This is a genomic window from Nonomuraea sp. NPDC001699 (genome assembly GCF_053596455.1).
This window is the reverse complement of record NZ_JBSFGF010000025.1, coordinates 1-24,919: the sequence shown is the minus strand read 5'-3', so window position 1 is coordinate 24,919 and position 24,919 is coordinate 1. Positions and strand designations below refer to the sequence as shown.

Annotated in this window: 24 protein-coding genes; 14 read left to right on the top strand and 10 right to left on the bottom strand. The window is 73.5% G+C overall.

The features are described from left to right. Positions 1-3: 3 nt before the first annotated feature. The 4 genes from ACWCSU_RS43330 (at position 4) to ACWCSU_RS43315 (ending at position 3,895) form a co-directional block, all read left to right on the top strand. Positions 4-432: a pyridoxamine 5'-phosphate oxidase family protein gene (locus ACWCSU_RS43330; protein ID WP_364098042.1), complete on the top strand. Its 429-nt coding sequence runs from the start codon at positions 4-6 to the stop codon at positions 430-432. Between the two features lie 111 nt (positions 433-543). Then, positions 544-1,854 (top strand): hemolysin family protein, encoded by a 1,311-nt coding sequence (locus tag ACWCSU_RS43325; protein ID WP_449942373.1) that lies wholly within the window; start codon positions 544-546, stop codon positions 1,852-1,854. Further along, positions 1,851-2,852 (top strand): hemolysin family protein, encoded by a 1,002-nt coding sequence (locus ACWCSU_RS43320; protein WP_449942372.1) that lies wholly within the window; start codon positions 1,851-1,853, stop codon positions 2,850-2,852. Before ACWCSU_RS43325 ends, ACWCSU_RS43320 begins: the two co-directional genes overlap by 4 nt. A 71-nt stretch (positions 2,853-2,923) precedes the next feature. Beyond that, the gene (locus ACWCSU_RS43315; protein ID WP_449942371.1) at positions 2,924-3,895 is read left to right on the top strand and encodes a glycosyltransferase family 2 protein; all 972 of its coding nucleotides are present in this window, start codon (positions 2,924-2,926) and stop codon (positions 3,893-3,895) included. A 3-nt stretch (positions 3,896-3,898) separates the two neighbouring features. Here the strand turns inward: ACWCSU_RS43315 and ACWCSU_RS43310 are convergent, their stop codons facing one another. The 9 genes from ACWCSU_RS43310 to ACWCSU_RS43270 form a co-directional block, all read right to left on the bottom strand. Continuing rightward, the gene (locus ACWCSU_RS43310) at positions 3,899-5,137 is read right to left on the bottom strand and encodes a glycosyltransferase family 4 protein (protein ID WP_449942370.1); all 1,239 of its coding nucleotides are present in this window, start codon (positions 5,135-5,137) and stop codon (positions 3,899-3,901) included. After that, positions 5,134-6,387 carry a lipopolysaccharide biosynthesis protein gene (locus tag ACWCSU_RS43305; RefSeq protein ID WP_449942369.1) on the bottom strand — a complete coding sequence of 418 codons (1,254 nt, stop codon included), beginning with the start codon at positions 6,385-6,387 and terminating at the stop codon, positions 5,134-5,136. The genes ACWCSU_RS43310 and ACWCSU_RS43305 overlap by 4 nt, the downstream gene beginning before the upstream one ends. After that, positions 6,375-7,121 (bottom strand): NTP transferase domain-containing protein, encoded by a 747-nt coding sequence (locus ACWCSU_RS43300; protein WP_449942368.1) that lies wholly within the window; start codon positions 7,119-7,121, stop codon positions 6,375-6,377. Before ACWCSU_RS43300 ends, ACWCSU_RS43305 begins: the two co-directional genes overlap by 13 nt. Beyond that, the gene (locus ACWCSU_RS43295) at positions 7,118-7,753 is read right to left on the bottom strand and encodes an HAD family hydrolase (RefSeq protein WP_449942367.1); all 636 of its coding nucleotides are present in this window, start codon (positions 7,751-7,753) and stop codon (positions 7,118-7,120) included. Before ACWCSU_RS43295 ends, ACWCSU_RS43300 begins: the two co-directional genes overlap by 4 nt. A 5-nt stretch (positions 7,754-7,758) precedes the next feature. Beyond that, positions 7,759-8,922: a 2-phospho-L-lactate transferase CofD family protein gene (locus ACWCSU_RS43290; protein ID WP_449942366.1), complete on the bottom strand. Its 1,164-nt coding sequence runs from the start codon at positions 8,920-8,922 to the stop codon at positions 7,759-7,761. Beyond that, positions 8,919-9,707 (bottom strand): glycosyltransferase family 2 protein, encoded by a 789-nt coding sequence (locus ACWCSU_RS43285; RefSeq protein ID WP_449942365.1) that lies wholly within the window; start codon positions 9,705-9,707, stop codon positions 8,919-8,921. Before ACWCSU_RS43285 ends, ACWCSU_RS43290 begins: the two co-directional genes overlap by 4 nt. Positions 9,708-9,712: 5 nt before the next feature. Further along, a complete protein-coding gene (locus ACWCSU_RS43280; RefSeq protein WP_449942364.1) occupies positions 9,713-10,396 on the bottom strand; it encodes a hypothetical protein in 684 nt (227 codons plus the stop codon). A gap of 403 nt (positions 10,397-10,799) precedes the next feature. Continuing rightward, on the bottom strand, positions 10,800-12,005 hold the full coding sequence (locus ACWCSU_RS43275) for a CoA transferase (protein WP_357705448.1): 1,206 nt from the start codon (positions 12,003-12,005) through the stop codon (positions 10,800-10,802). Between the two features lie 168 nt (positions 12,006-12,173). Next, positions 12,174-12,350: a hypothetical protein gene (locus ACWCSU_RS43270; protein WP_357705571.1), complete on the bottom strand. Its 177-nt coding sequence runs from the start codon at positions 12,348-12,350 to the stop codon at positions 12,174-12,176. Here ACWCSU_RS43270 and ACWCSU_RS43265 point away from each other — a divergent pair. From ACWCSU_RS43265 to ACWCSU_RS43230, 8 genes are all read left to right on the top strand, one after another. Beyond that, on the top strand, positions 12,270-13,049 hold the full coding sequence (locus tag ACWCSU_RS43265; RefSeq protein ID WP_449942447.1) for an SAM-dependent methyltransferase: 780 nt from the start codon (positions 12,270-12,272) through the stop codon (positions 13,047-13,049). The two genes, ACWCSU_RS43270 and ACWCSU_RS43265, sit on opposite strands and share 81 nt — an antisense overlap. A gap of 347 nt (positions 13,050-13,396) precedes the next feature. After that, on the top strand, positions 13,397-13,813 hold the full coding sequence (locus tag ACWCSU_RS43260) for a MarR family winged helix-turn-helix transcriptional regulator (RefSeq protein WP_357705447.1): 417 nt from the start codon (positions 13,397-13,399) through the stop codon (positions 13,811-13,813). A gap of 274 nt (positions 13,814-14,087) precedes the next feature. Continuing rightward, a complete protein-coding gene (locus ACWCSU_RS43255) occupies positions 14,088-17,765 on the top strand; it encodes a nitrate reductase subunit alpha (protein ID WP_449942363.1) in 3,678 nt (1,225 codons plus the stop codon). After that, positions 17,765-19,345 carry a nitrate reductase subunit beta gene (narH, locus tag ACWCSU_RS43250; RefSeq protein WP_449942362.1) on the top strand — a complete coding sequence of 527 codons (1,581 nt, stop codon included), beginning with the start codon at positions 17,765-17,767 and terminating at the stop codon, positions 19,343-19,345. The genes ACWCSU_RS43255 and narH overlap by 1 nt, the downstream gene beginning before the upstream one ends. Beyond that, positions 19,342-19,956, top strand: a complete 615-nt coding sequence (gene narJ, locus ACWCSU_RS43245) for a nitrate reductase molybdenum cofactor assembly chaperone (protein WP_449942361.1) — start codon at positions 19,342-19,344, stop codon at positions 19,954-19,956. Before narH ends, narJ begins: the two co-directional genes overlap by 4 nt. Then, positions 19,956-20,645, top strand: coding sequence for a respiratory nitrate reductase subunit gamma (gene narI / locus ACWCSU_RS43240; protein ID WP_449942360.1), 690 nt, complete (start codon positions 19,956-19,958; stop codon positions 20,643-20,645). The genes narJ and narI overlap by 1 nt, the downstream gene beginning before the upstream one ends. Continuing rightward, a complete protein-coding gene (locus tag ACWCSU_RS43235) occupies positions 20,642-20,851 on the top strand; it encodes a hypothetical protein (protein ID WP_449942359.1) in 210 nt (69 codons plus the stop codon). Before narI ends, ACWCSU_RS43235 begins: the two co-directional genes overlap by 4 nt. Before the next feature lie 7 nt (positions 20,852-20,858). Further along, positions 20,859-21,314: a MarR family winged helix-turn-helix transcriptional regulator gene (locus ACWCSU_RS43230; RefSeq protein ID WP_357705441.1), complete on the top strand. Its 456-nt coding sequence runs from the start codon at positions 20,859-20,861 to the stop codon at positions 21,312-21,314. Between the two features lie 25 nt (positions 21,315-21,339). Here the strand turns inward: ACWCSU_RS43230 and ACWCSU_RS43225 are convergent, their stop codons facing one another. After that, complete coding sequence (locus ACWCSU_RS43225) at positions 21,340-22,416, bottom strand: hypothetical protein (protein ID WP_449942358.1); 1,077 nt, start codon at positions 22,414-22,416, stop codon at positions 21,340-21,342. A 309-nt stretch (positions 22,417-22,725) separates the two neighbouring features. Here ACWCSU_RS43225 and ACWCSU_RS43220 point away from each other — a divergent pair, with 309 nt between their 5' ends. Together ACWCSU_RS43220 and ACWCSU_RS43215 are read left to right on the top strand one after the other, a co-directional pair. Then, positions 22,726-23,838, top strand: a complete 1,113-nt coding sequence (locus ACWCSU_RS43220; RefSeq protein WP_449942357.1) for a methyltransferase — start codon at positions 22,726-22,728, stop codon at positions 23,836-23,838. Positions 23,839-23,983: 145 nt separating this feature from the next. Further along, a complete protein-coding gene (locus tag ACWCSU_RS43215) occupies positions 23,984-24,757 on the top strand; it encodes a methyltransferase domain-containing protein (protein ID WP_449942356.1) in 774 nt (257 codons plus the stop codon). The last annotated feature ends 162 nt before the right edge of the window (positions 24,758-24,919 follow it).

Genomic DNA, 24,919 nt, shown 5'->3' with positions numbered 1-24,919 from the left:
ACGATGTCGCTCGCCCGGAACCCCGAGGAGTCCCTGAGGAGGATCGTGGACCTGGCCGAGCTGGGCGAGGCGTTCGCCGCGTTCTGGCGGGAGCGGCACCTGTGCACGCTCGCCACCGCCCGCGACGGAGGCCCACCGCACGTGGTGCCCGTGGGCGTGACGCTCGACCTGGACACCGCGACCGCCCGCGTGATCACCTCCGGGTCCTCCCACAAGGCCCGGCTGATCGGCACGGACGGCGCGCCGGTGTCGCTGTGCCAGGTCGACGGCCGCCGCTGGTCCACCCTGGAAGGACGGGCCGTCGTGCGCACGGCGCCCGAGCAGGTCGCCGACGCCGAACGCCGTTACGCCGCCCGCTACAAGCCGCCCCGGCCCAACCCGTCCAGGGTGGTGCTGGAGATCCAGGTGACGCGCGTGCTGGGCAACGTCTGATCAACGGCGGTTCGTCATGACTTCCGCGCGCCCGAGGCGGATGCTAGCTTTCGCCCGTGGAGTCTGAGTACGACCGGCCGCCCGCGGCGTTACCCGAGGGCCCGGGCTGACGTGCTCCTCGACGCCGTCTACCTGCTCGCGGCCCTCGCCCTGATCCTGGCCAACGGCGTCTTCGTCGCGGCCGAGTTCTCCCTCGTCACCGTCGAACGCGGCCAGGTCCGCCAGCTCGCCGAGGACGGCGACCGGGGCGCCCAGGGCGTCGAGGCCGCGTTGCGACGGCTGTCGTTCCACCTGTCGGGCGCCCAGCTCGGCATCACCGTCACCTCCCTGCTGCTCGGCGTCGTGGCCGAGCCCGCCATCGCCGACCTGCTCGACCCGCTGCTCGGCGGCGTCCCGGTCGTGCCGGTCGTGCTGGCGATCGCGCTGTCCACGGTGGCGCAGATGGTGCTGGGCGAGCTGGTGCCCAAGAACGCCGCCCTGTCCAGGCCGCTCGCGGTGGCCCGGCTGGCGACGCCGCCGCAGCGGGCGTTCTCGGCGGCGTGCGGGCCGCTGATCCGGCTGTGCAACGCGGTGGCCGACGCGATCGTCCGCCGGCTCGGCGCCGAGCCGCAGGAGGAGCTGGCCTCCGCCCGCTCGCCCGAGGAACTGGGCCTGCTGGTACGCCTGTCCGCCGAGGCCGGCGTGCTCCAGCCCGGCACCGCCGCCATGCTCCAGCGGGCCCTGCGCTTCGGCGGCAAGACCGCCGGCGAGGCCATGACCCCCCGTACGGACTGCGTGACCGTGCCGGGCACCACCAGCGTCACCGAGTTCCTCAAGCTGGCCAGGAGCCGCCGCCACCTGCGCATCCCCGTCTGCGGCGCGGAACGCGACGACATCCTCGGCATCGCCAGCGTCCCCGGCGCCTGCGCGGTGCCGCCGTCCGAACGCGACACCACCCAGGTGGCCGCGATCGCCAGGCCCGCCCTCCAGGTGCCCGAGACGCTGCGGCTGGAGGTCGTCCAGGAGCGCCTGGCCACGGCCCGCGCCGAGATGGCCGTCGTGATCGACGAGTACGGCGGCCTGGCCGGCGTCGTCACCGTCGAGGACCTGGCCGAGGAGCTGATCGGCGACATCGCCGACGAGTACGACCTGCCCGAGGAGCAGTCCGACGAGCCCTCGCCGGTGCTGCTCCCGCCGGGCGCCTCGGTGGGCCTGCCCGCGCTGCTGCGCGCCGACGAGGTCGAGGAACGCACGGGCTTCCGCATGCCGCAGGGCCCGTACGAGACGCTCGCCGGGCTGGTGATGGCCGCGCTCGGCCGCATCCCCGACCCGGGGGACGAGGTGGCGGTGCGCGACTGGGTCCTGCGGGTGGAGGCCATGCGGGGCCGCCGGATCGAGCAGGTCACGCTGACCGCGCCGCGCCAGGCGGGGGAGCGGCCGTGAGCCTCGCCCAAGGGCTGGTCATCGTGGTGCTGCTGGCCGTCAACGGCTTCTTCGTGGGCGCGGAGTTCGCGCTCATCTCCGCCCGCCGCACCCTGATCGAGCCGCGGGCGCGCGAAGGCTCGCGGCGGGCGCAGGCCGTGCTCGCCGCCATGAACGCCGTCCCCACCATGTTGGCGGCGGCGCAGCTCGGCGTGACGCTGGCCTCGCTCGTGCTCGGCGCGGTGGGGGAGCCGGTGGTGGCCGAGGCCGTACGGCCGCCGCTGGCCGCCCTGGGGCTGCCCGAGCGCCTGGTCCATCCGGTCGCCTTCGCGCTGGCGCTGCTGCTGGTGGTCGCCGCGCACGTGATCATCGGCGAGATGGTGCCGAAGAACCTGGCGCTGTCGGCGCCCGACGTGGCCGCGCTGTGGCTGGTGCCGCCGTTGTTCGTGCTGGCCAGGGCGACGCGGCCGGTGCTGACGCTGGTCAAGGCGATGGCGGGGGTGGTGCTGCGGCTGCTGCGCGTCCCGTCCGCCGAGGAGGTCCGTACGGTCTACACCTCCGGCGAGCTGCCCGTGCTCATCGAGGAGTCGCGCCGCCACCGCCTGCTCCGCCAGGACGAACGCGACCGCCTGATCGCCACCCTCGCCCTGCACGCCCGCCCGGTCGGCTCGGTGATGGTGCCGATGAGCGAGGTCGTCAGCGTGCCGGAGACCATCGACAGCGCCGGCCTGCAACGGTACGCCGGCCGCCACGGCCACTCCCGCTTCCCCGTGCACGGCGACGACCCCGCCGAGCTGCGCGGCTACCTTCATGTCCTGGACGCCCTGAACGGCCACGGGGCCCGCGAGCCGCTGCCCCTGCGCGCCCTGCCGCAGGTGCCCGCCACCGCCACCCTGGCCCAGGTGCTGGCCGTCATGCGCGCCCGGCGCGCCCAGCTCGCCGCCGTCGCCGACGACTCCGGCCAGGTGCTCGGCGTCGTCACCCTGGACGACGTGCTCGGCGGCATCCTGACTGGCTGACGACGGGGTCTCTGCGAGATCATGGAGGAGGGCCGCCGCGCGGCCGGGGAACTCGCCGAAGGGCAACGCTCGTGACGAGGATTTCGCTGATCGTGCCGTGCTACAACGCGGCCAGGACCCTGCGCCTGTGCCTGGAGTCGGTGCTGGCCCAGACCCGGCTGCCCGACGAGGTCGTGGTCGTGGACGACGCCGGCTCCGACGGCTCGGCGGCCATCGCCGAGGAGCTGGGCTGCCGGGTCGTCCGCCTGCCGGAGAACCGCGGCGTGTCGGCGGCCAGGAACGCCGGCGTCGAGCACACGACCGGCGACGTGATCTTCTTCCTGGACAGCGACGTGGCGCTGCGGCCCGACGCGGTCGCCAACGCCGTCGCCGTCCTGGAGGCCGATCCGGGCGTCGGCTGCGTGCACGGCGTCTACGACACCGAGCCGCTCATCGACGACGGCCCGGTGGAGTGGTACCGGCTGCTGCACCAGGTCCACTGGCGGCGCCGGCACCTCGGCGAGGTCAACAGCGTCGTGTTCGCCCTGGCCGCCATCCGCCGCGAGGTGCTGACCGGGGCCGGGCGGCTCGACGAGAGCCTGCGCGACTGCGAGGACGTCGAGTACAGCAGCCGCCTGGCCGTCCGCACCCGGATCGTGCTGACCGACACCGTGGTCGGCCGGCACGACGAGGGCCATCGGTTCCTGCCCGTGCTGTCGGAGCAGTGGCGGCGGGCGCTGCCGCTGATCCCGCTCGCGCTGGCCACGGCCAGGCGGGGCGCGGCCAAGCCGGAGAACGCCAACAGCCGCGCCGGCATCCTCGCCTGCGCGCTGGCGCTGGCCTGCCTGCCGCTCGGCCTGTTCGCGCCGGTGCTGTTCGCGGTGCCCGCCGTGCTGGTCGGGTGGTTCGTGGTGGCCGACCCGGAGCTGCTGCGGTTCGTCCACCGGCAGCGCGGCACCGCCTTCACCGCCTACTTCATGGCCGTGCACCTGGCCGTGCACGTGGTGCTGGTCACCGGGCTCGCCGTCGGCTCGCTGCGCGTCCTGCGGGGCAGCCCGGCCTGACGCTCAGGAGGCGGGCGGATTGAGAGCCGCCCGGTAGACCCCCGCCGTCGCCTCCGCCGCCCGTTCCCAGCTCAGGCCCTCCCGGACGAACCGCTCGCCGCGCTCGCCCAGCGACCGCCGCAGCCCCTCGTCCGACATGACCTCGATCACCCCGCGGGCGATGTCGGACGGCTCCGCGGCCCGCACGAACCGCACGGCGGGCCGTCCGGGCTCGTCCCCGAGGAAGATCCGGGAGAAGCCGTCGCCCAGGACGGTCGCCCGTCCCAGCGCCATCGCCTCGGTCGCCACCAGCCCGAACGGCTCGAACAACGAGGGGAACACGCACGCGTCGGCCAGCTCGTAGTACTCCAGCAACTCGCGGCCCGTGACGAAGCGGCCCGAGGTCAGCACCCGTCCCCGCAGCCCGGCCGCCTCCACGATGCGCCGGACGCCCGCCTCGTCGCCCTCCCCGACGATCAGCAGCCGCAGCCCCGGGACGGCGGCCGACGCCGCGCGCATCGCCTCCAGGAGCTGGTAGACGCCCTTCTGGCGTTCGATCCGGCCCACGAACAGCAGCACCCGGTCGCGCTCGGACAGGCCCAGCCGCTCCCGCAGCGCCGCCGCGCCCCTCCGCAGCGCGTCCCGGTCGAAGGCCGGATCGGCGACGACCCGCTCGTACGTCCCGCCGAGCGGCACCACGTCGATCGGCGTGTGCCGCCACCCGGCGGCGAGCAGCTGCGCGCGCACCTCCGGCGTGGCCACCACCACCCGCCGGGAGATCCGGGCCAGCCGGCGTTCCAGCGCCGCGAACAGGTTCAGCGGGTCGCGGATGGTGCGCTGCGCGGCCACGCCGTACTCGGTGGTGTGCACGTGCAGGACCACGGGCAGGCGCAGCAGGTAGTGGCAGAGCAGGCCGGCCAGGAAGTTCGTCGAGTCGTGCACGGCGACCAGGTCCGGACGCCCGCCGCGGCGCAGCCGCCGCACGTACCGCCAGTTGCTGGCCACGACCTGCGCCGTCAGCAGCAGGAACTCGGCCCGGCGGGTGCGGTTGAGCCGCCGCCCGCGGGTCCCGGGCAGCCGGACGCGCGGCCGGTGCACGGTGACGCCGTCCACCCGCTCGTCCACGGGCAGGCCGCCGACGTTGAGGGTGTGGACGGTCACCTCGTGGTCGCGGGCCAGGTACGGGGTGATCAGCTCGACGTACCGGCCGAGCCCCGCCGTGACGTTGGGCGGGAACTGGTTGACGACGCAGGCGATTCTCATGACAGGTCCTTGAGGTAGACCCGCGCGGCCGACACGGCCACGACGGCCAGCAGGAGAAGGTTGGCCAGCGCGAACCCGGCCAGGCCCCCGGCCAGCCCGTGCCACCGGATGCACCAGGCCGGCACGGCCAGCGCCACCGGCGTGCCCGCGAGCAGGCAGCCGATCAGCACGCGGGCGCCGCGCACCCCGTCCATGGACAGCGCCACCGAGTACAGGTTGAACGCCGTGTGCGCCCCGATGCCCAGCGCCGACAGCGCGGTCAGCCCCGTCGAGTACGGGTACTCGCCGCCCATGAGCAGGAAGAACACGGTGCTCGCGGCGAAGGAGAAGACCGCCGTCACCCCCGCCACGGCCGGGACCAGCCGGGCGATCCGCCGCATCAGCACCGGTTTGTCGGCGGTGGCCATCCTGGGCAGCAGCACCAGCAGCACCCCGTCGGTGAACACCATGCCGAGCAGCCGCTTGGGGAAGCCGTTGTAGACCGAGTACACGCCGACGTCGGCCGGGGCCGCCCAGTGGTTGAGGAAGATCACGTCCACGCCGAACAGCAGGCCGGTCAGCGCGGCGACGGCCGTCACGTACGCGCCGTGCCGGTAGAGCGAGCGGGCCAGCCGCGCCGAGAACGCCCGCGGGCGCACCCCCGCCCCCGCCGTCGCCACCACCGCGAACGCCGCGTTCGTCACGATCAGCGCGACCAGGTACGGCTCGGCGTCCCTGATCCCCAGCACCAGCAGGCAGAAGCAGGCCGCGCCCAGGTAGGCGACCGCGACCGCCAGCTTGAGCCGGGCCACCAGCGCGAACCTGCCCAGCCCCCGCAGGAAGCCGTCCGCGAGCTGGTTGACCGTCATCGACACCGCCAGCGCCAGCCCGTAGGCCAGCGTCGGGACGTCCACGTTCAGCGCCGACGTCAGCAGGGGAGCGGCCGCCAGGCCCAGCGCGGCCAGCCCGGCGCTCACCGCCAGCGTCGCCGCCAGCGCCGTGGTGACCAGCGCCGGACGCTCGCCCGGCACGGCCCTCGGCAGCTCCTGGAGCATGACGTAGTGCAGGCTCGTCAGCATGGCCACGGTGACGATCAGCGCGATCGACAACACCACCGTGAAGTGCCCGAACGCGCTCGCCCCCGCCCCACGCGCGACGACCAGCGTGGTGGCCGCCGCGATGCCGCTGGCCGCCGTGCTCACCAGCGTCGGCCCGGCCGCCCACCGGTGGCCCCGGACGAGGCCCGCCGCGCGCCCCCTCAGCCCGAGCACCGCGCGTACGCCCGCCGGGCGAACTCCAGGTCGTCGGCCGTGTTGACGCCGCGCGCCTCGGCCGGGTCCTCCACCGGCACGACCGTCACCGGCCAGCCCTCGGCCCGCGACAGATGCGTCAGGAACGGGAGGAAGTTCACCTCGCCGGTGGCCGCGCCGCGCGCCGCGCCCGCCGCGTACCGCTCCCACGCCTCCCGCAGGCCCGCGGTGGCCAGGCAGAACACGCCGATGTCGCTGAGCCCGCCCGGACGGCACTCCTCGCCCTCGCGCGACTGCCGCACCCGGACGAGCTCCCCGCCGGCCAGCTCGTACTCCACGTAGGGTTCGTCCATCGGCACCAGCGGCAGGGTCAGCCCCTCGCCCGGATGGGCGGCGACGACCCGGCGCACGGTCCGCGCCGACAGGTTCGCCTGGTCGCCCCAGACCACGAGGATCGTCTCGTACCCGGCCCAGTGGCCGGCCGCGCCGAAGATCGCCTCGCCCATCCCGGTCGGCCGCTCCTGCACGCTCACCGACACCCCGGGCGTCCCCGCCACCAGCTCGCCGAACGGGCCCGCGCCCGCCGGGGACACCACGACGTGCACGTGCCCGGCCGGCGGGCGCAGCCGCCGGTGCAGCACGTCCCACACGGTGACGCCGTCGGCCAGGCCGATCATGATCTTCGGCAGGTCGTGGCCGAGCCGCGTCCCGCGCCCCGCGGCCGGGATCACCGCGCACAGCCGCCGTTCGCTCACCTCGCCGACCACCTCTCCAGCAGGGACACGATGTGATCCAGGTCCGGCGCCGCGACCGCGCCGGGCGCGGGCTCGGCGGTGTGCAGGTGCAGCGTCGCCAGGCCCGCGCCGACGGCCGAGGCCACGCCGTGCGCGGAGTCCTCCAGCGCGACGGCCGCGGCCGGACGCACCCCCCAGCGGCGGCAGGCCGCACGGTAGAACCCCGGGTCGGGCTTGCTCACCGGCACGTCGTCGGCGGTCAGCACGTCGCGCACCGGCAGCGGGCACGCGGACAGCACCCGCTCCACCGAGGCCCGGCTGCCGCCGGTGACCAGGTAGGCCGCCCGGTCCGCCGCGCCCAGCGCGTCCAGCAGGCGGTGCGCGCCCGGGAACGGCCGGACCAGGCCCGCCTCGACGTAGGCGCGGTAGAGCCGCTGCTTGTGCCGCGCCAGCCGGGCGGCCGCCGCCGGGCCGCCGGTCAGCCGGGCGGCCACCGCGGCGGTGCTCGCGCCCGCGTGGTCGGCGTAGCGGAAGGTCTCCAGCGCGGCGGGCGCGTGCTCGGCCAGGGCGTGGCGGAAGGCGGCCTCGTGCGCGGGGGCCGAGTCCACCAGCGTGCCGTCGAGGTCGCACAGCCAGACCGTCCAGGGAAGCATCCGGCTCACCCGGCCCGCGCCAGCGACGCCTCGCCGAGCACCGCGAGCAGCGCCTCGGCCGTACGCGGGCCGCGGTGGGCGCCGGGCCTGGCCGGGTCCTCCAGGTCGGCGCTGATCCAGCGCGCCCCCGCCCACGAGCCCCGGTCCAGCACGCAGGCCGGTACGGCGGGCCCGGCCGTGCCCCGGCCGCTCAGCACATGCGTGATCGTGGCCCGCTCGTTGCCCGGGTCACCCAGGTAGGCCAGCGTGCGGTCCACCAGGTCGGTGGCCGTCAGCCCCTGGACGTCGTGGTCGCCGCCGACGTTCACGACGAACACCCGGGCCGCGGCCCGACTCCCGGACACGGCCTCGGCCAGGCCCGGGGTCAGGTAGCTGGGCAGCAGCGAGGAGTGGGGGGTGCCGGGGCCGAACACGACGAGGTCGGCCTCGGCCAGGGCCCGCAGCGCCTCGGGGTTGGGCGTGACGTCCGCGGACCGGCGGGCCAGCAGCTCGCGCACCCGCTCGGCGGGACGGCCCGCCAGCGCGGCGCGGTCGGCGGCGGTCAGCGGCTCGCGCAGCAGGAACAGCCCGGTGATGGCCCCGCCGTCCTGCGGCGCGACGATGTCGGCCTCGTCGGCCAGCACCCGGCCGTCCTGCTTGAGCGCGACGAGGAAGGCGTTCTCGCCGCCGGTCACGTTCAGCAGCCGCACCGGCGAGCCGAACGTGCGCGCGCACGCCATTACCGCCGCGTTGAAGTCCTCGCCCAGCCGCAGGTACGCCCCGGCGAACACGAGGTTGCCCAGCGCGCAGTCGGCCAGGTCGAGCCCGCCGGGCCGGGCGGCCAGGCGTTCGGCGACCACCCGCAGGTCCCGTGCCGCCGCCGCGAGGCCCGCCGCGGCGATGTCGTCGGTCAGCGCGTCCAGGGCGGCCGGGGTGGTGCCAGGGGGGAGCCGGCGTTCCAGCAGGGTGTGGCGCGGGTCGCCGGGGTCGAGGTGCAGCAGGAGGTTCTTGCGGAAGTCCGACGGGCCCAGCATGCCCGGCAGCCAGCGGCGCAGCGCACCCGTGGACAGCCCGTTGTCGTACCCGTTCACCAGCAGGGACAGGCTCGTCCCGGAGGTGCGCAGCAGCGTGCGGGCGATGCCGGCCGCGCCGCGCCCGCCGCCGAACAGGGCCACCGACACCGGGCTCATCGCACCTCCTTCAGAGAGGAGCGGCCCAGCGGGAACGGCGCGAGCGGCGCCCGCAGCACGCCCCGGCGCAGCAGCCAGCGGCGCAGCCCGAGATAGCCGACGAACAACGCCCGGTCGCGCGCGCCGCGCCAGAACCGCCAGCCCCGGCTGCCGCCGCCGCGCTCGCGGTGCTCGATCGGCAGCTCCTCCCACGCGTGCCCCAGCTCGGCGACGCGGGCGGTGATCTCGGTCGAGCAGTTCATGCCCGCCGACTCCAGCGGCAGTGCCCTGAACAGCGGGCCGCGCACCACCTTGAAGATCGAGTCGAAGTCGCGGTAGCGGGTGTGGTGCAGCAGGTTGCTGACCGCGCCGCTGGCCGCCGACCCCCACCGGTACGGCAGGCTGTCGGCCTTCCTGACCCGCGCGCCCGAGAAGGCGGGCCCGCCGCCGTCCCGGATGCGGTCCAGGAACGCGTCGAGGTTGGCGATCGGGAACTGGCCGTCGGAGTCGAGCAGCACCACCCAGTCCAGCCGGGTGCGCGCGACGGCCGCGGCGATGGCGGCCCCGGCCCCCCGGTTGCGCCCGAAGGTGACGACGACGAGCTGCGGGCAGCCCTCCCGCAGCTCCCGCAGGATCTGCCCGGTCGCGTCGGAGCTGCCGTCGTCGCACACGACGATCTCCCACGCGCCCACCCCCGGGTGGCGCTCCAGGTACTCCCGCCATTCCGTCACCGCCGCCGCGATGTTGTCCGCCTCGTTGTACGCGGGTGCCGCCACGGAGACGTCGACGGCCGGCCTGTTCGGCAAGGGGGTCACCTCCTCGGGGTGGCGTCCGCGCCGGTGCCGGCCCCGGTCAGGCGTGCGATCCAGCGATCCAGCGGAAGCAGGTTGATCCCGGCGATCACCGGGACGTGCGCCAGCGTGAACACGATCGCCCCCCAGAACGGGATCGGCCCGCCGGTGAACAGGTTGATGTGCGGGGCGTCGATCCGGTCGGGGAGCTCGACCGGGTTGACCACCTGCCACATCACGTCGAGGAAGCCGGAGAACACGATCAGCACCCCGGTGGCCATGATCTTCAGGCACCGGCCCGGCGAGCCGCCCCCGATCCGGTACGCGGCGGCGACCGTCAGCACGATCCCCGGGTAGAGCAGCAGGTACAGGTGCGTGTAGAAGTTGTCGCCCTGGGCCCGCGCGCCGTCGCCGTAGTAGAACCAGCTGATCCTCGGGATGAGGTAGCCGGTCAGGAACACGAACGGCACGTACAGCAGCCAGTGCAGGCGCGGCGACACCCAGGGGAAGAACGCGATCGCGCAGCACAGGCAGGCGAAGGCGAGCAGCTTGGCGGCGAGCTGCCAGGCCGCGTCGATCTCGCGGGCGTGCGGGGTGGCCAGCCAGACGAAGGCGAAGCCGGCCGCGCCGACGGCCAGGGCGATCCACCAGATGTGGGCGGCCCAGGGGCGCGGGGCGTCGAGCAGGGGGTCGGGATGGTTCACTACCGGTCCTCGTGGGCTCATCGAAGGGTCACGGGAGCGCTCCCAACGCAGTATGTCACCTGTCCCCGTGACGGCCACCGCAATATCAGATAACGGACGCACCGGAACTTGCGGACCGGCTGACTGGTTGTAGTGCGTGCCTGAAAGACCAGCTCAGTGCCCATATGGCAGATGGTGGAACGATTCACGGCCGGAGTGACCACAAAGGGCCTGCCTGCGATGTCAAGGCCGGGCGTCGGAATCGCCTGAGCGGTGTTTTGTCCGGCTCCTTTTGTGTGAAACTTGAACTGTATTCGGAAAGCAGCAGTTCAGAGGACTGTTCGAGGCTGTGGGAGCGCTCCCGCGACTTGTCATCTTTCGGGCCCGTAATTCGGTTTTCGGGCCTGTTGAAACGGCCCAAGGGTTAGGCGACCACGCCCCGCGCGCGCAGTTCCGCCACCTCCGACGCCGACATCGACAGCAGCTCGCCCAGCACCTCGTCGGTGTGCTCGCCCAGCTCGGGAGCGGGCGACGGCGGGACCTGGCGGCCGTCCACGAGGAGGGGGCCGCCGGGGGCCAGGTGGGGGCCGACGCCCGGCTGGTCGAGCGGGGACATCAGCGGCTCGGCGCGCAACGCCGCCGCCCCGCCCGCGGCCAGCTCCTCGAACGTCCGGTACCGCGACCACAACACCGACGTGCCCGTCAGCGCCTCCTCGGCCTCGGCCGCCGTACGCGCGGCGAACCACGGCGCGAGCAGCCCGCCCAGCGCCTCCCGGTGGGCGTACCGGTCGGACTCGGAGCCGAAGTCGGCGGGCAGCGCCTCCTCCAGCGCCGACACCACGCGTCCCAGCCCGGTCGCGACGACCAGGTCGCGCCAGTGGCGTCCGGTGAGGACCAGGACCATGAGCCGCCGCCCGTCGGCGGTGACGAAGTCGCGGCCGAAGTCGCCGTAGAGGTCGTTGCCGATGCGTGGACGGCCGGCGCCGCGGAGCTGGGCCTCGGCCAGGAGGCCCAGGTTGCCCATGGTCGCCAGGGCGACGTCGTGCAGGGCCACGTCGATGCGGCGTCCCCGGCCGGTCGCGGCCCGCCGGCGGTCGGCCGCGAGCAGGCCCACGGCCAGGTAGAGGCCGCAGGCGACGTCCCAGGCGGGCAGCACGTGGTTGACCGGGCCGTCGTGGTGGGCGGGACCCGTCACGTACGGCAGGCCGAGCCCGGCGTTGACCGTGTAGTCCACGGCGGGACGGCCGTCGCGGTGGCCGAGCAGCCGCGCGTACACCAGGTCGGGGCGGCGCGCGGCCAGCTCCTCGTACGACAGCCCGGCTCGCGGCGGCGCGTTGGTGAGCACCGTGCCCGCCGCGACGGCCAGGTCGGCGACCAGCTCCCGCCCGCGGTCCGAACGCAGGTCCACGGTGACCGAGCGCTTGCCCTTGTTCAGGCCCGCCCAGTAGAGGCTGCGGCCGGAGGGCGCGAGCGGCCAGCGCCGCGCGTCGGGCCCGCCGCCGACCGGATCGACGCGGACGACCTCCGCCCCGAGCTGGGCCAGCGTCATCCCGCCGAGCGGCGCGGCGACGAAGCTGGACAACTCGACGATCCGCATCCCGGCCAGCGGCGCTGCATGATCCTCCGGCACGGCCACCTCCACCTCGACCCCGCCGATCCTACGCGCGGACGCCGTCCAAATGATCTCGCCGGAAGTTCTGGTAACAAACATTTCCCGAAATAACCGGTCTGCCCCATTGTCATTAACTGGAATTGTTGGAACATATGGTCTGAGTCACGAGTGAAGTCCAAAGATCGCCTACCGCAAGAAGGTGGCGGCGAGGGGAAAGGGGCAACGCTCATGCGCCAGCGTGCTGTCCGTAATTTGGCCAGGCTTGGCACGGCGCACGCCAGGATCACCCGGATCCTGGATGCCGCCGCCGGTGGGAAGAACAACTTCCTCGCCGACAGAGACCTGGTTCGGCATTTCGATCAAGTGGCTCCTGTCGCCACCACCGCGGCCCGTGCTGTCCTTGAATACCTGTCGCGGGTGATCCGTCATTTGGCCGCTGTCGAAGGCGTGGACCAGTTCATGATCGTGGGAAGCGGGGTGCCGAACGGCCCGTCGGCCGGCACTCGCCTGCACGACGTGGCCCGCCTGACCTCCGCCGGCCCGGACGTCCGCGTGGTGTACGTCGAGAGCGACCCGATGGCCCTGACGCTGGCCCAGGCCACCATCGAGCCCTTCTGCGACCTGGTGCGCGTGGTCGACGGTGACGTGCGGGAGATGGACGAGATGCTCGGCGACCCGGTGGTGCAGACGTTCCTCGACTGGGACAGGCCGATCGCGGTGCTGCTGCTGTCGGCCCACAGCCTGGACGACGAGTGCGCCCGTACCGTCATCAAGCGCCTGCGGCACGCCGCCCCCGAGGGCAGCTTCCTCGGCCTGCTGCACATCACCTTCGACGGCGTGCCCGGAGAGCTGGCCCCGGCCGTGCGGGGCATGCTCGCCATGACGTTGCCCGGCCTGACCGTGCGCACCCGGGACGAGGTCGCGGACCTGCTGGACGGTCTCGACCTGCTGGAGCCCGGCCTGGTCTGGGTCCCCGAGTGGCGTCCGGACGGGGACGAGCCCACCTGCGCCGACGCGCCCGGCTCGTCCGGCAACTACGGAGCCGTGGCCCGCATCCCCTGACCCTCCCTGCGCGACCTCCGCTCCCCGTCGTCCCGCGTGTCCCCTGTGACGGGCGGGGCCGATCGGTGTCACTGAGGCTTGAGGGGCCATCCGCAATTCATCACCATTTGAAAACCTCCGGGGAAAACCTCTGTAATGGGTAGTGAACACCGTCGCTCAGCCGGGCGGGCGGTGTCGTCCACGCTCGTACCGGTCGGGGGGTGCGTCACGGGCCGGCCCGCTGCTAGGAATTTCCTTTTCCGGTCGTCGGCGCAGTGATGAACAGGTGGCCCGTTATGTGGAAAAATGTCGGACGAGCGGCTTCAGTTATCCCGGGCCGCTCCACGACACCGCGTGAAGGTGCGGTCATGGACGACTCGGCCTGGCACATCGAGGAGGCGTCCCTGGTGCTGGTGGAGGCGACGCTCGACGCCATGGCCGCGCTGGGCGACCTGTCGGTGCCCCGCCTGCGGGTGCTGCTGGCGGTCGACCGGCACGGCCCGATGAACCTCCGCTCCCTGGCCGAACGCCTGGACATGTCGTTGTCGGCGGCCGGCCGGGTCGTCGACCGCCTGGACACCGCCGGCCTGCTGAGCAGGGCCCCGGCCGCCCACAGCCGCCGGGAGATCCGCATCAGCGCGACCCCGGCCGGCCGGGAGGTGCTGGAGCGGCTGCGCGCCGCGCGGCGGCAGCGCATCGGCCAGGCGTTGGAGAAGCTGGCCCCGGACGACCGTACGACGCTCGTCCACGTGCTGCGGCGGCTGACCGAGGCGGCCGACTCCTGAACGCCTGATCGGTCGACATTTTCCCTTTTTCGCGTTATTTCGGTCGATAGACCTAATGGTGTTTTCGGGGGCGGCGAAACGTTCTCGGGGAACTAACACATTCCATATGGACACTGTCGCATGCTAGAAACAGTCGTCTGACTGCACGCATCACTTTCAGTCGATTCGCTGGTTTCCGGGGTTACGGGAAGCGCCGTCCCCGCCGCACCGGCGCGGATACCCACAGCGTCATCTCCACGTAAGGGGGTCATGTGTCGTGCCTGGCGGAGTACGCATGCATCTGACACGAGCCGAACGCGCCGCCGACACGGCGGCCGCGCGATTGCTGGCGGCGGGCACCCAGTTGCTGCGCGCCGACACCACGCCCGACCGGCGGGCGGTGTTCCGCGGCGAGGACAAGGTCAACGACTCCCCGTACCGGCGCCGATGGGCGCACGACAAGGTGGTGCGCTCCACCCACGGGGTCAACTGCACCGGCTCGTGCTCCTGGAAGGTCTACGTCAAGGACGGCCTGATCACCTGGGAGACCCAGCAGACCGACTACCCCAGCGTCGGCCCCGACCGCCCCGAGTACGAACCGCGCGGCTGCCCCCGCGGCGCCGCCTTCTCCTGGTACACCTACTCGCCCACCCGGGTGCGCTACCCGCACGCCCGCGGCGTCCTGGTCGAGCTGTACCGCGAGGCCAGGGCGCGCCTGGGCGACCCGGTCGCGGCCTGGGCCGAGATCACCACCGATCCCCGCAAACGACACCGGTACCAGTCGGCCCGCGGCCAGGGCGGCCTGGTCAGGATCGAATGGGACGAGGCGCTGGAGATCGCGGCGGCGGCCCACGTCCACACGCTCATGACGTACGGGCCCGACCGGGTCGCCGGGTTCTCGCCGATCCCGGCCATGTCGATGGCCTCGCACGCGGTGGGCGCCCGGTTCATGTCGCTGATCGGCGCGCCGATGTTGTCCTTCTACGACTGGTACGCCGACCTGCCCGTCGCCTCGCCGCAGGTGTTCGGCGACCAGACCGACGTGCCGGAGTCGGGCGACTGGTGGGACGCGGCCTACCTCATGCTGTGGGGGTCCAACGTCCCGGTCACCCGCACCCCCGACGCCCACTGGGTCACCGAGGCCCGCTACCGGGGCCAGAAGGTGATCGTGGTCTCGCCCGACTACTCCGACGCCACCAAGTTCGCCGACGAGTGGCTGCACCCGCATCCCGGCACCGACGGCGCGCTCGCCGTCGCGATGGGGCACGTCATCCTGCGCGAGTTCTTCGCCGACCGGCAGACCCCGCACTTCACCGGCTACGTCAGGCGCTTCACCGACCTGCCCTTCCTGGTGGGCCTGGAGGAGCACGACGACGGCGGGCTGCGTCCGGGCAAGTTCCTGACCTCGGCCGACCTGGGCGGACAGGAAGAGGAGGACCGGTGGCGGCCGATGATCCTCGACGCCGCCTCCGGCCGCCCGGTCGCGCCCAACGGCACGCTCGGCGACCGCTGGAGCGCCGAGCAGGGACGCTGGAACCTCGACCTGGGCGACCTCGACCCGCTGCTCACCCTGCACGTGCCCGGCTGCGACAGCGCCGAGGTGGTCCTGCCGCGCTTCGACGAGCCCGGGGTCGTCCGCAGGGGCGTGCCGGTCCGGCGCGTCGGCGACCGGCTCGTCACCACCGTCTTCGACCTGCTCATGGCCCAGTACGGCGTCGCCCGCCCCGGTCTGCCGGGCCACTGGCCCACCGGCTACGACGACCCCGACGCCCCCGGCACCCCCGCCTGGCAGGAGCGCATCACCTCCACCCCGGCCGCGCAGGCGATCAGGATCGCCAGGGAGTTCGCCGCCACCGCCGAACGCACCGGCGGCCGGGCGATGATCGTGATGGGCGCGGGCACCAACCACTGGTTCCACTCCGACACCATCTACCGCTCCTTCCTGACGCTGCTGCTGCTCACCGGCTGCCAGGGCGTCAACGGCGGCGGCTGGGCCCATTACGTGGGGCAGGAGAAGGTCCGGCCGCTGGCGGGCTGGCAGCAGCTGTCCACCGCGGCCGACTGGGTGCGCCCCTCCCGCCAGATGGCCGGCACGCCGTACTGGTACGTCCACACCGGCCAATGGCGCTACGAACGGTTCTCGGCGGGAACGTTGTCCAGCCCGGCCGGGCCCCGCCGGTTCGCCGGGCGGCACACCGCCGACCTGGTGGCGCAGTCGGCCCGGCTGGGCTGGATGCCGAGCTACCCCACCTTCGCGGCCAACCCCCTCGACCTGGGCCGCCGCCTCCACGACGGCGGCGAGGACCCGGCCCGCTGGATCGCCGGCGAGGTCGGGGCCGGACGGCTGGCGTTCGCCTGCGAGGACCCCGACGCGCCGGAGAACTGGCCGCGGGTGCTCACCGTCTGGCGGGCCAACCTGATCGGCTCCTCGGCCAAGGGCAACGAGTACTTCCTGCGCCACCTGCTGGGCGCGCCCGACAACGCCACCGCCGAGGAGGCGCCGCCGCGCGACCGTCCCCGGGAGGTCACCTGGCGGGAGGGGCCGCGCGGCAAGCTCGACCTGCTGCTCGCCCTCGACTTCCGGATGACCTCCACGACGCTCTTCGCCGATCTGGTGCTGCCCGCCGCCACCTGGTACGAGAAGCACGACCTGTCCAGCACCGACCTGCACCCGTTCGTGCACGCCTTCACCCCGGCGATCAACCCGCCCTGGCAGGCCCGCACCGACTTCGACATCTTCCACTCCCTGGCCCGCAAGCTGAGCGAGCTGGCCGCCGGCCGCCTCGACGTCGCCCACGACCTGGTGAGCACCGCCCTCCAGCACGACACGCCCGGCGAGATCGCCCAGCCCGGCGGCGGCGTCCCCGACTGGCGCGAGAGCGGCGTCGCGCCCGTACCCGGCCGCACCATGCCCGCCGTGACGCTGGTCGAGCGGGACTACACCGCGATCGCCGACAAGCTGGCCGCCTTCGGCCCGCTGGCCGAGCGTCAGGGCATGACCGTCAAGGGCGTCACCGTGCGGCCCGTCCCCGAGTCGGCCTGGCTCGCCGCGCGCTGCGGCACGGCCGCCGGAGGCCCGGCCGAGGGCCGTCCGCTGCTGGACAGCGACGTCAAGCTGTGCGAGGCGGTGCTGGCGCTGTCGGGCACCACCAACGGCAGGATCGCCGCCGAGGGCTTCGACCGGCTCGCCGAACGCTGCGGCCCCGGCTCGGGGCTGTCGGAGCTGGGCGCGTCGGTCGCCGGGCACCGCACGGTGTTCTCCGACACCCAGGTCCGGCCGGTGCCCGCCGGGGCCAGCTTCGAGTGGTCGGGCGCGGAGGGGCACGACCGCCGGTACGCGCCGTTCACCATCAACACCGAGCACCGCAAGCCCTGGCACACGCTCACCGGCCGCCAGCACTTCTACCTCGACCACGACTGGATGGCCGAGCTGGGCGAGCAGCTCCCCGTCTACCGGCCGCCGCTGGACCTCGACGCGCTGGGCGAGAGCCTGCCCGCCGCGCCCGACGGCGGCAAGGCGGTGAACGTCCGCTACCTCACGCCGCACTCCAAATGGTCGATCCACTCCGAGTACCAGGAGAACCTGCTCATGCAGACCCTGGCCAGAGGCGGCCCGGTCATCTGGATCAGCGTCGAGGACGCCGCCGCCATCGGCGTGGCCGACAACGACTGGATCGAGGCGCTCAACGTCAACGGCGTCGTGGTGGCCCGCGCCGTCGTCTCCCACCGCATGCCGGCCGGCACCGTGTTCATGTACCACGTCCAGGAACGCCTGGTGAACGTGCCCAAGTCGCAGGCCACCGGCCGGCGTGGCGGCGTGCACAACGCGCTCACCAAGCTCCTGGTCAAGCCGACCCACCTGATCGGCGGGTACGGCCAGCTCTCCTTCGCCCCCAACTACTACGGCCCCACCGGCAACCAGCGCGACGCGGTGACCGTCATCCGCCGCAGGGATCAGGAGGTGCGTTACTGATGCGACCTATGGCCCAGATCGCCATGGTGATGAACCTGGACAAGTGCATCGGCTGCCACACCTGCTCGGTGACCTGCAAGCAGACGTGGACCAACCGGCCGGGCACCGAGTACGTCTGGTTCAACAACGTCGAGACCCGCCCCGGCCAGGGCTATCCCCGGGGCTGGCAGGACCAGGACAGGTGGCGCGGCGGCTGGCGGCTGCGCCACGGCCGCCTGGTGCCCCGCGCCGGCGGCCGGCTGCGCCGCCTGACCACGCTCTTCGCCAACCCCGACTTCCCCGGCCTCGACGACTACTACGAGCCGTGGACCTACGACTACGACAACCTCATCAGCGCGCCGCTCGGCGACGACGTGCCGACCGCGCCGCCCCGCTCGCTGATCGACGGACGGCCCACCGCCGTCACCTGGGGCCCGAACTGGGACGACGACCTGGGCGGCGGCCCGGAGCAGCTCGCCGCCGACGTCGTCCTGCGCAAGGTGAGCGACACCGTGCGCCTGGACTACGAGCGGGCGTTCATGTTCCACCTGCCGCGCATCTGCGAGCACTGCCTCAACCCCTCCTGCGTGGCCGCCTGCCCGTCGGGGGCGATGTACAAGCGCATGGAGGACGGCATCGTCCTGGTCGACCAGGACCGGTGCCGGGGGTGGCGGATGTGTGTGTCCGGCTGCCCGTACAAGAAGGTGTACTTCAACCACCAGACCGGCAAGGCCGAGAAGTGCACGTTCTGCTACCCGCGCATCGAGGCGGGTGAGCCGACGGTCTGCTCCGAGACGTGCGTCGGCCGCCTGCGCTACCTCGGGGTCATGCTCTACGACGCCGACCGCGTCGGGGAGGCCGCGGCCGTGCCCGAGGAACGTGACCTGTACCAGGCGCAGCTCGACTGCTTCCTCGACCCCGCCGACCCCGGGGTGGTCGCCGCCGCCGAGGCGGCGGGCATCCCGCACGACTGGCTGGAGGCCGCCCGCCGCTCGCCCGTGCACCGGCTCATCACCGAGTTCCGGATCGCGCTGCCCCTGCACCCGGAGTACCGCACGATGCCCATGGTCTGGTACGTCCCGCCGCTGTCGCCCATCGTCGACGCGCTGGCCGAGACCGGCCACGACGGCGAGGACGCGGGCAACCTGTTCGGCGCCATCGGCTCGCTGCGCATCCCGGTCGGCTACCTGGCCGAGCTGTTCACCGCGGGCGACCCGGCCCCGGTGGAGGCCGCGCTGTGCCGCCTGGCCGCGATGCGCTCCCACATGCGGGCCCGCAACCTCGGCGACGAGCCGGACCCCGGCATCGCCGCCGGGACCGGCCTGGAGGCCGCCGACCTGGAACGCATGTACCGCCTGCTCGCCCTCGCCAAGTACGACGAGCGGTACGTCATCCCCACCGCCTACGTCACCTCCGACCACGCCGGGGAGGCGGGATGCAGCCTGGACGCCCCCGGCGGCCCCGGCATGCTCGCCGAGGGCTTCCACAGCCCGCCGGTCACCAAGGACGAACGGCTGCGCGGCCGGGTCAACCTCCTCAACTGGGACGGCAAGGGCACACCCGACGGCCTGTTCCCGTCCAAGGGCGAGGCGGGCGAGTGAACCGGTACGGGTCCCGCCTGATCCACCAGGCCGCCTCCCTCCTGCTGAGCTATCCGGGGGACGACTGGGCCGCCCGCCTCGACCTGGTGCGCACCGCGCTGGACACGGGGGGCGGCGCCGCCACCGAGCGCCTGCGCGGCTTCTGCGCCGAGGCCATGGCCCAGCCCGCGCTCGACGCCGGCGCCGCGTACGTGGCCACCTTCGACCGCAGCGGCCGCCGCACGCTCCACATGACCTACTACGGCGACGGCGACACCCGCAGGCGCGGCGAGTCCCTCCTGGAGCTCAAGACGCTCTACCGCGACCACGGCTGGCAGCCCGGCGCCGGGGAGCTGCCCGACTTCCTGCCGGTGATGCTGGAGTTCGCCGCCCGCGTGCCCGGCCCCGGCGGCCGGCTGCTGCGGGCCCACCGGCCCGGCCTCGACCTGCTGCGCACCGGCCTGACCGCGCGCCGCAGCCACTACGCCGCCGTCGTGGAGGCCGTGCTGATGACGTTGCCCCGCGCCACGTCCGCCGACCGCCGGACCGTGCGGGAGCGGGTGGCGCTCGGCCCGCCCGCCGAGCGGGTCGGCCGTACCGTTCTGCCCGAGGTTCCCGGAGGGGTCCGCTGATGAGACATCTGGAGATCGCCCTGTGGGGCGTGCTGCCGTACGTCGTCCTGGTGCTGTTCGCGGCGGGGGTGGCCTGGCGTCACCGCTACGACCGGTTCGGGCTGACCACCCGTTCGAGCCAGCTCCACGAGAGCCGCCTGCTGCGGGTGGGCGGGCCGCTGTTCCACTTCGGGCTGCTGTTCGTGATCGCCGGGCACCTGGTCGGCCTGCTCGTCCCCGAGCGGTTCACCGAGGCCGTGCACGTGACCGAGCCCATGTACCGGCTCAACGCCCTGGTCGTCGGCGGGCTGGCCGGGCTGGCCACGGTGGCCGGGCTCGGCGTGCTGCTGTGGCGGCGGCTGCGCGTGCGGGCCGTGCGGCGGGCGTCCGGGCGCTCCGACCGCGTCCTGTACCCGGTGCTGGCCACCGTGCTGCTCGCCGGGCTGATCGCCACCCTGCTCGGGCCGTTCGGCCACTACGACTACCGGCTCGGCGTGTCGGTGTGGTTCCGCAGCCTGCTCGAACTGGAGCCGGACGTGGACGCCATGGCGTCGGCGCCGTTCGTCTTCCAGGCGCACACGCTGCTCGGGCTGGCGCTGTTCGCGCTGTGGCCGTTCAGCCGCCTGGTGCACGCCTTCGCGGCCCCCGTCGCGTACCTGGCCAGGCCGTACATCGTCTATCGCTCGCGCGGTGGCGCCCTGCCCCGATGAGCGCCGAAGCCGCCGCGACCACGCTGATCGTGGCGCTGGGCTTCCTGCGCACCCCGCTGCACCTGGCCGTCCTGCTGACCGCCGTGGTGCTCACGACCCTCGTCCTGCTCGCGCTGGGACGGCTGCGCGCCTCCCACGTGGTAACTTCACAGAAGAAGTTACTTCTTGGAGGATTTATCTTCTCCAGGAGGGAGAACAGGAAGTGAGGATCGTGTGCCGAACACCCCGGACCCGTCCGACGCCGGCCGGCTCTACCGCCGTTACCTGAGCGCGGTGATGCTGCACGGCCACGCCGGCGCCAAAGCCTGCGGCCTGGGCGCCACCGACCTGTACGCACTGAACGTCCTCGAACTCGCCGGCCCGATGACCCCCGGCGAGCTCGGCACCCGCACCGGCCTGACCACCGGCCCGACCACCCGGCTGATCGACCGGCTGGAACAGGCCGGGTACGTCCGCCGCGTCCCCGCCCCCGACGACCGCCGCAAGGTGATCGTCGAGCCGGTCGGCAAGCCCGCCGAGCTCGACGAGGTCATGGCCCCCGTCCGGCGGAAGATCGGCGACATCCTCGCGGAGTACCCGGCCGAGCACCGCGACGTGCTCTTCGACTACTTCGACCGGGCCGCCCGCGCCTACCAGGAGGCCGCCGAGCAACTGCGCTCCGGCTCCTGACCCGGCTCCTGACCCGGCTTCGCGGTCAGCGGAAGTCGGAGATGCGCAGCACCGCCAGCATGTCCGTCGCCCGCGAGCCGGTCGAGAAGGACGCCTCCACCCCGACCCAGCCGCGGAAGGCCCCCGTGTCGTCGATGATCTGCATCAGCGGCTTGACGTGGGAGTTGCCCGTGTAGCAGAACTCGCCGCGCTCCATCGCCAGGCACGTGCACCAGTGCCACAGCGTGTCGCGGCGGTCGGACTTGGAGATCGTCGTCAGGTAGTACTGGATCGAGCTGACGTTGGGCCGCGTCCCGCCGCCGAACTTGGGGCAGCCGCCCGACTTCTGGCACGCTCCCCGCGAGGACGGCTGCAGGTAGGTCAGGCACGAGGTGGTCGACTTGCAGGCGCGGAAGGAGGAGAGGCCGAACGGCTGGTCGCCGGCCTTGACCAGCGTGCCGCTCGCCCAGCTCGTCAGGTCCTGCCGGAGCGAGCCGGGGAAGGCCCGCACCGAGCTCATCGCGCGCCGGGTGCCGACCGCGGCGTTGCTGCCGTACCCGTAGCCGTGCGTGGCCAGGCTGCTGGCCTTGAGGTCGAGGCGGGCCAGCTTGCCGTCGGGCGAAGTGCGGACGTCCCACTGCTCGGTCCAGGTCTGGGCGATCTTCCACCGGATGGTGAGCACGTTGCCCGTCAGCGTGTACGTCCCCGTACGGGTCTCGCTCGGCCCGCCGGTGTAGCCGCCCGCGGTGAGCACCTCGCAGCCGCGCGGACGGGTGGCGACGCCGCCGGCCTTCGTCGTGCAGCTCGGGTCGGGCACGGTGCCGGTGCGCTGCCTGGCCTTGGGGAAGCGCTGCCACCACAGGTACAGGGCGGCGCTCACCGTGCCGTTCGCGGCGAAGCGGTAGGTGCCCAGACGCACCCAGTTCTGCCGGGAGGCGGCCTGGAGATGGCCCTGCGAGACGACGAAGGTGGACTTGCCGCCCGGCAGCGACGCCGCGGCGGCCGAGGAGGTCGCGGTGGACGTGGTGGACGTGGTGGACGCGCCGGTGACGGCGGTCACCGGCTGGACGGGCAGGAGGGCGAGGGCGAGCACGAAGGAGAGGACTGCCGCTGCGGTACGCATGGAGATGCTCCGTAGGCTTGCGGGCGTGGCCGATCGTCAACGGCCCACCGTATTCCGGCCTGACCGGATCTGTCCGGGAAAGCGGTCAAGAGGATCCTGACAACGCTCGACGCGCGCCCGTGAGGGCCACCCCCTAGGATGAGGGGGTTCCCGATCCCACGAGGAGGTTGATCATGTCGTTCCCACCGCCTGGCATGGTTCTCGGCGACGCCCCGGCGCGCACTTCCTCGCGGGAGGCCGCCACAGGCTGATCCACCGCGTCGAAGTGCTCTTCATGACCATCACTGGTTCGATCATGAGGAGCCCTGAGTGCTCGAGATCCGCTGGACCGAAGACGGCGAGGCCCGGTCGGCCCGCTGGCGTTCCGAGAACGGCTCGCCGCCGCCCGCGCGCGTGGTGATCGCCGACGACCGGCTGGCCGCCGCCACCGCGTACCGCCTGGCCTGCGAGGGCACGGCACTGCTGTGGCGCGGCGACTTCCACGCCGCCCGCCGGCTGCTGCGCGCCATGGCACGGCGCGCCGACCACCACCCACCCCCGCCCGCTCCCTCGCTCGCGCGTGCCTTCCACCAGCAGCGCCAGGCCCGTTCCCAGCGGGCCGTCGTGCTGGGCCGGCTGTTGGTGCCGCTCGACCCGGACCACGCCGTCCCCCTGCGGCGTGCCCCCGACGTGCGGCGCGCCTGCGCGGAGGTCTACGGCCCCGGGACGGAGGCGTCGGTGACCTCGCTGCGCGAGCTGCTGGGCATCGTCGGGGCCTACGAGTGGCGCAGGAGAGGCGTCGAGGTGCCCGCCCTGAACGACCGCGTCCATCCCCACTACGGCGTCTTCTCACCGGTACGCGGCGAGTACGTCGACCTGGTGGCCAGGGCGCCGCTGGTCTCGCGCGCCGGGGCGTTCGACATCGGCACCGGGACCGGCGTGCTCGCCGCCGTCCTGGCCCGCAGGGGCGTCCGGCGGCTCGTGGCCACCGACCGCGACCCGCGCGCCGTGGCCTGCGCCCGCGACAACCTGCGGCGGCTGGGCCTGGACGGCCGGGTCGACGTCCTGGACGCCGACCTCTTCCCGCCCGGACGCGCGCCGCTCGTCGTCTGCAACCCCCCGTGGTTGCCGGCCAAGCCGGCCTCGCCCCTCGACCACGCGGTCTACGACCCCGGAAGCCGCATGCTGCGCGGCTTCCTCGACGGCCTGGACGAGCACCTGGAACCGGCGGGCGAGGGCTGGCTGATCCTGTCGGACCTGGCCGAACGCCTGGGGCTGCGGACCCGAGCCGAGCTCCTGTCCGCCTTCGCGACGGCGGGCCTGCGAGTCGTGGGCCGCCTCCAGGCCAGGCCCCGGCACCCGCGCGCCTTCGACGCGTCCGACCCCTTGCACGCGGCCCGCGCGAGCGAGATCACCTCCCTGTGGCGCCTCCGCCGCACCTGACCCACTCTGCCCGGTCCGCACCGCGCCGAGCCGCAACCGGACCGACCCACCCGCTGCGCCCTGCCCACCCCTGGGCGGGCGGGGCTGCACGGAACCTTCACCTGGTGCGCCGGGGATCTGCGCACTCGTCTGGTTGGCTGGGTTCATGATCGACATTGACCCCGCCTCCCGCCCCGACCCGATCGCCTACCTCGACCACGTCGCCTCGACCGACGTCGGCAAGGGCTACAAGCGGCAGGTCCTGGACCTGCTGGATCTGCGGCCCGGCCAGACCGTGCTCGACCTCGGCTGCGGCCCGGGGGCGGACCTCGCGGCCATGGCCGCCGCCGTCGCCCCCGCCGGACGGGTGATCGGCCTCGACCGCGACCCGGTGATGGTCGCCGAGGCCCGCGCCCGCCTGGCCGGACGGCCGCTGGTCGAGGTGCGCCCCGGGGACGTGCACGCGCTGCCGGTCGCGGACGGGAGCATCGACCGGGCCCGTACCGACCGGGTGTTGCAGCACGTGGACGACCCGGCGCGGGTGCTGGCGGAGTTCCGCCGGGTGGCCCGTCCCGGGGCGCGGATCGTCATGGCCGAGCCCGACTGGGAGGGCCTGCTGATCGACTCGCCGCGCCCGGACGTGGGCCGCACGCTGACCCGGTTCATCGCCACCGAGATGATCCGCCACGGCACGCTCGGCCGGCGTCTGGCCCGGTTGTGCGCGGAGGCGGGCCTCGCGGTGCGGTCGGTAGTGACGGTCGCGCCGGTCTTCCGCGACCTGGCCACCGCCGACCAGGTCCTCGGCCTGCGCCGCAACCTGGTCAGGGCCGTCGGCGCCGGGTACCTCGAACCCGGCGCCGAGGAGTGGTTCGACGACCTCGCCTCCCGCCCCTTCCTGGCCTCGGCCCTGCTGTTCCTGGTCACGGCCGAGGTGGGTTGAGCGTCGGGCGGATCAGCCGATGCGCAGCGGCAGGGTGCGCGGGCCGCGTACCTGACCGGGTGCCCAGGTGACGGCGTCGGGGTCGGCGAGGGTGAAGGTGGGGATGCGTTGGAGCCAGACGTCGAGTGCGGTGCGGAGTTCCATGCGGGCCAGGTGGGAGCC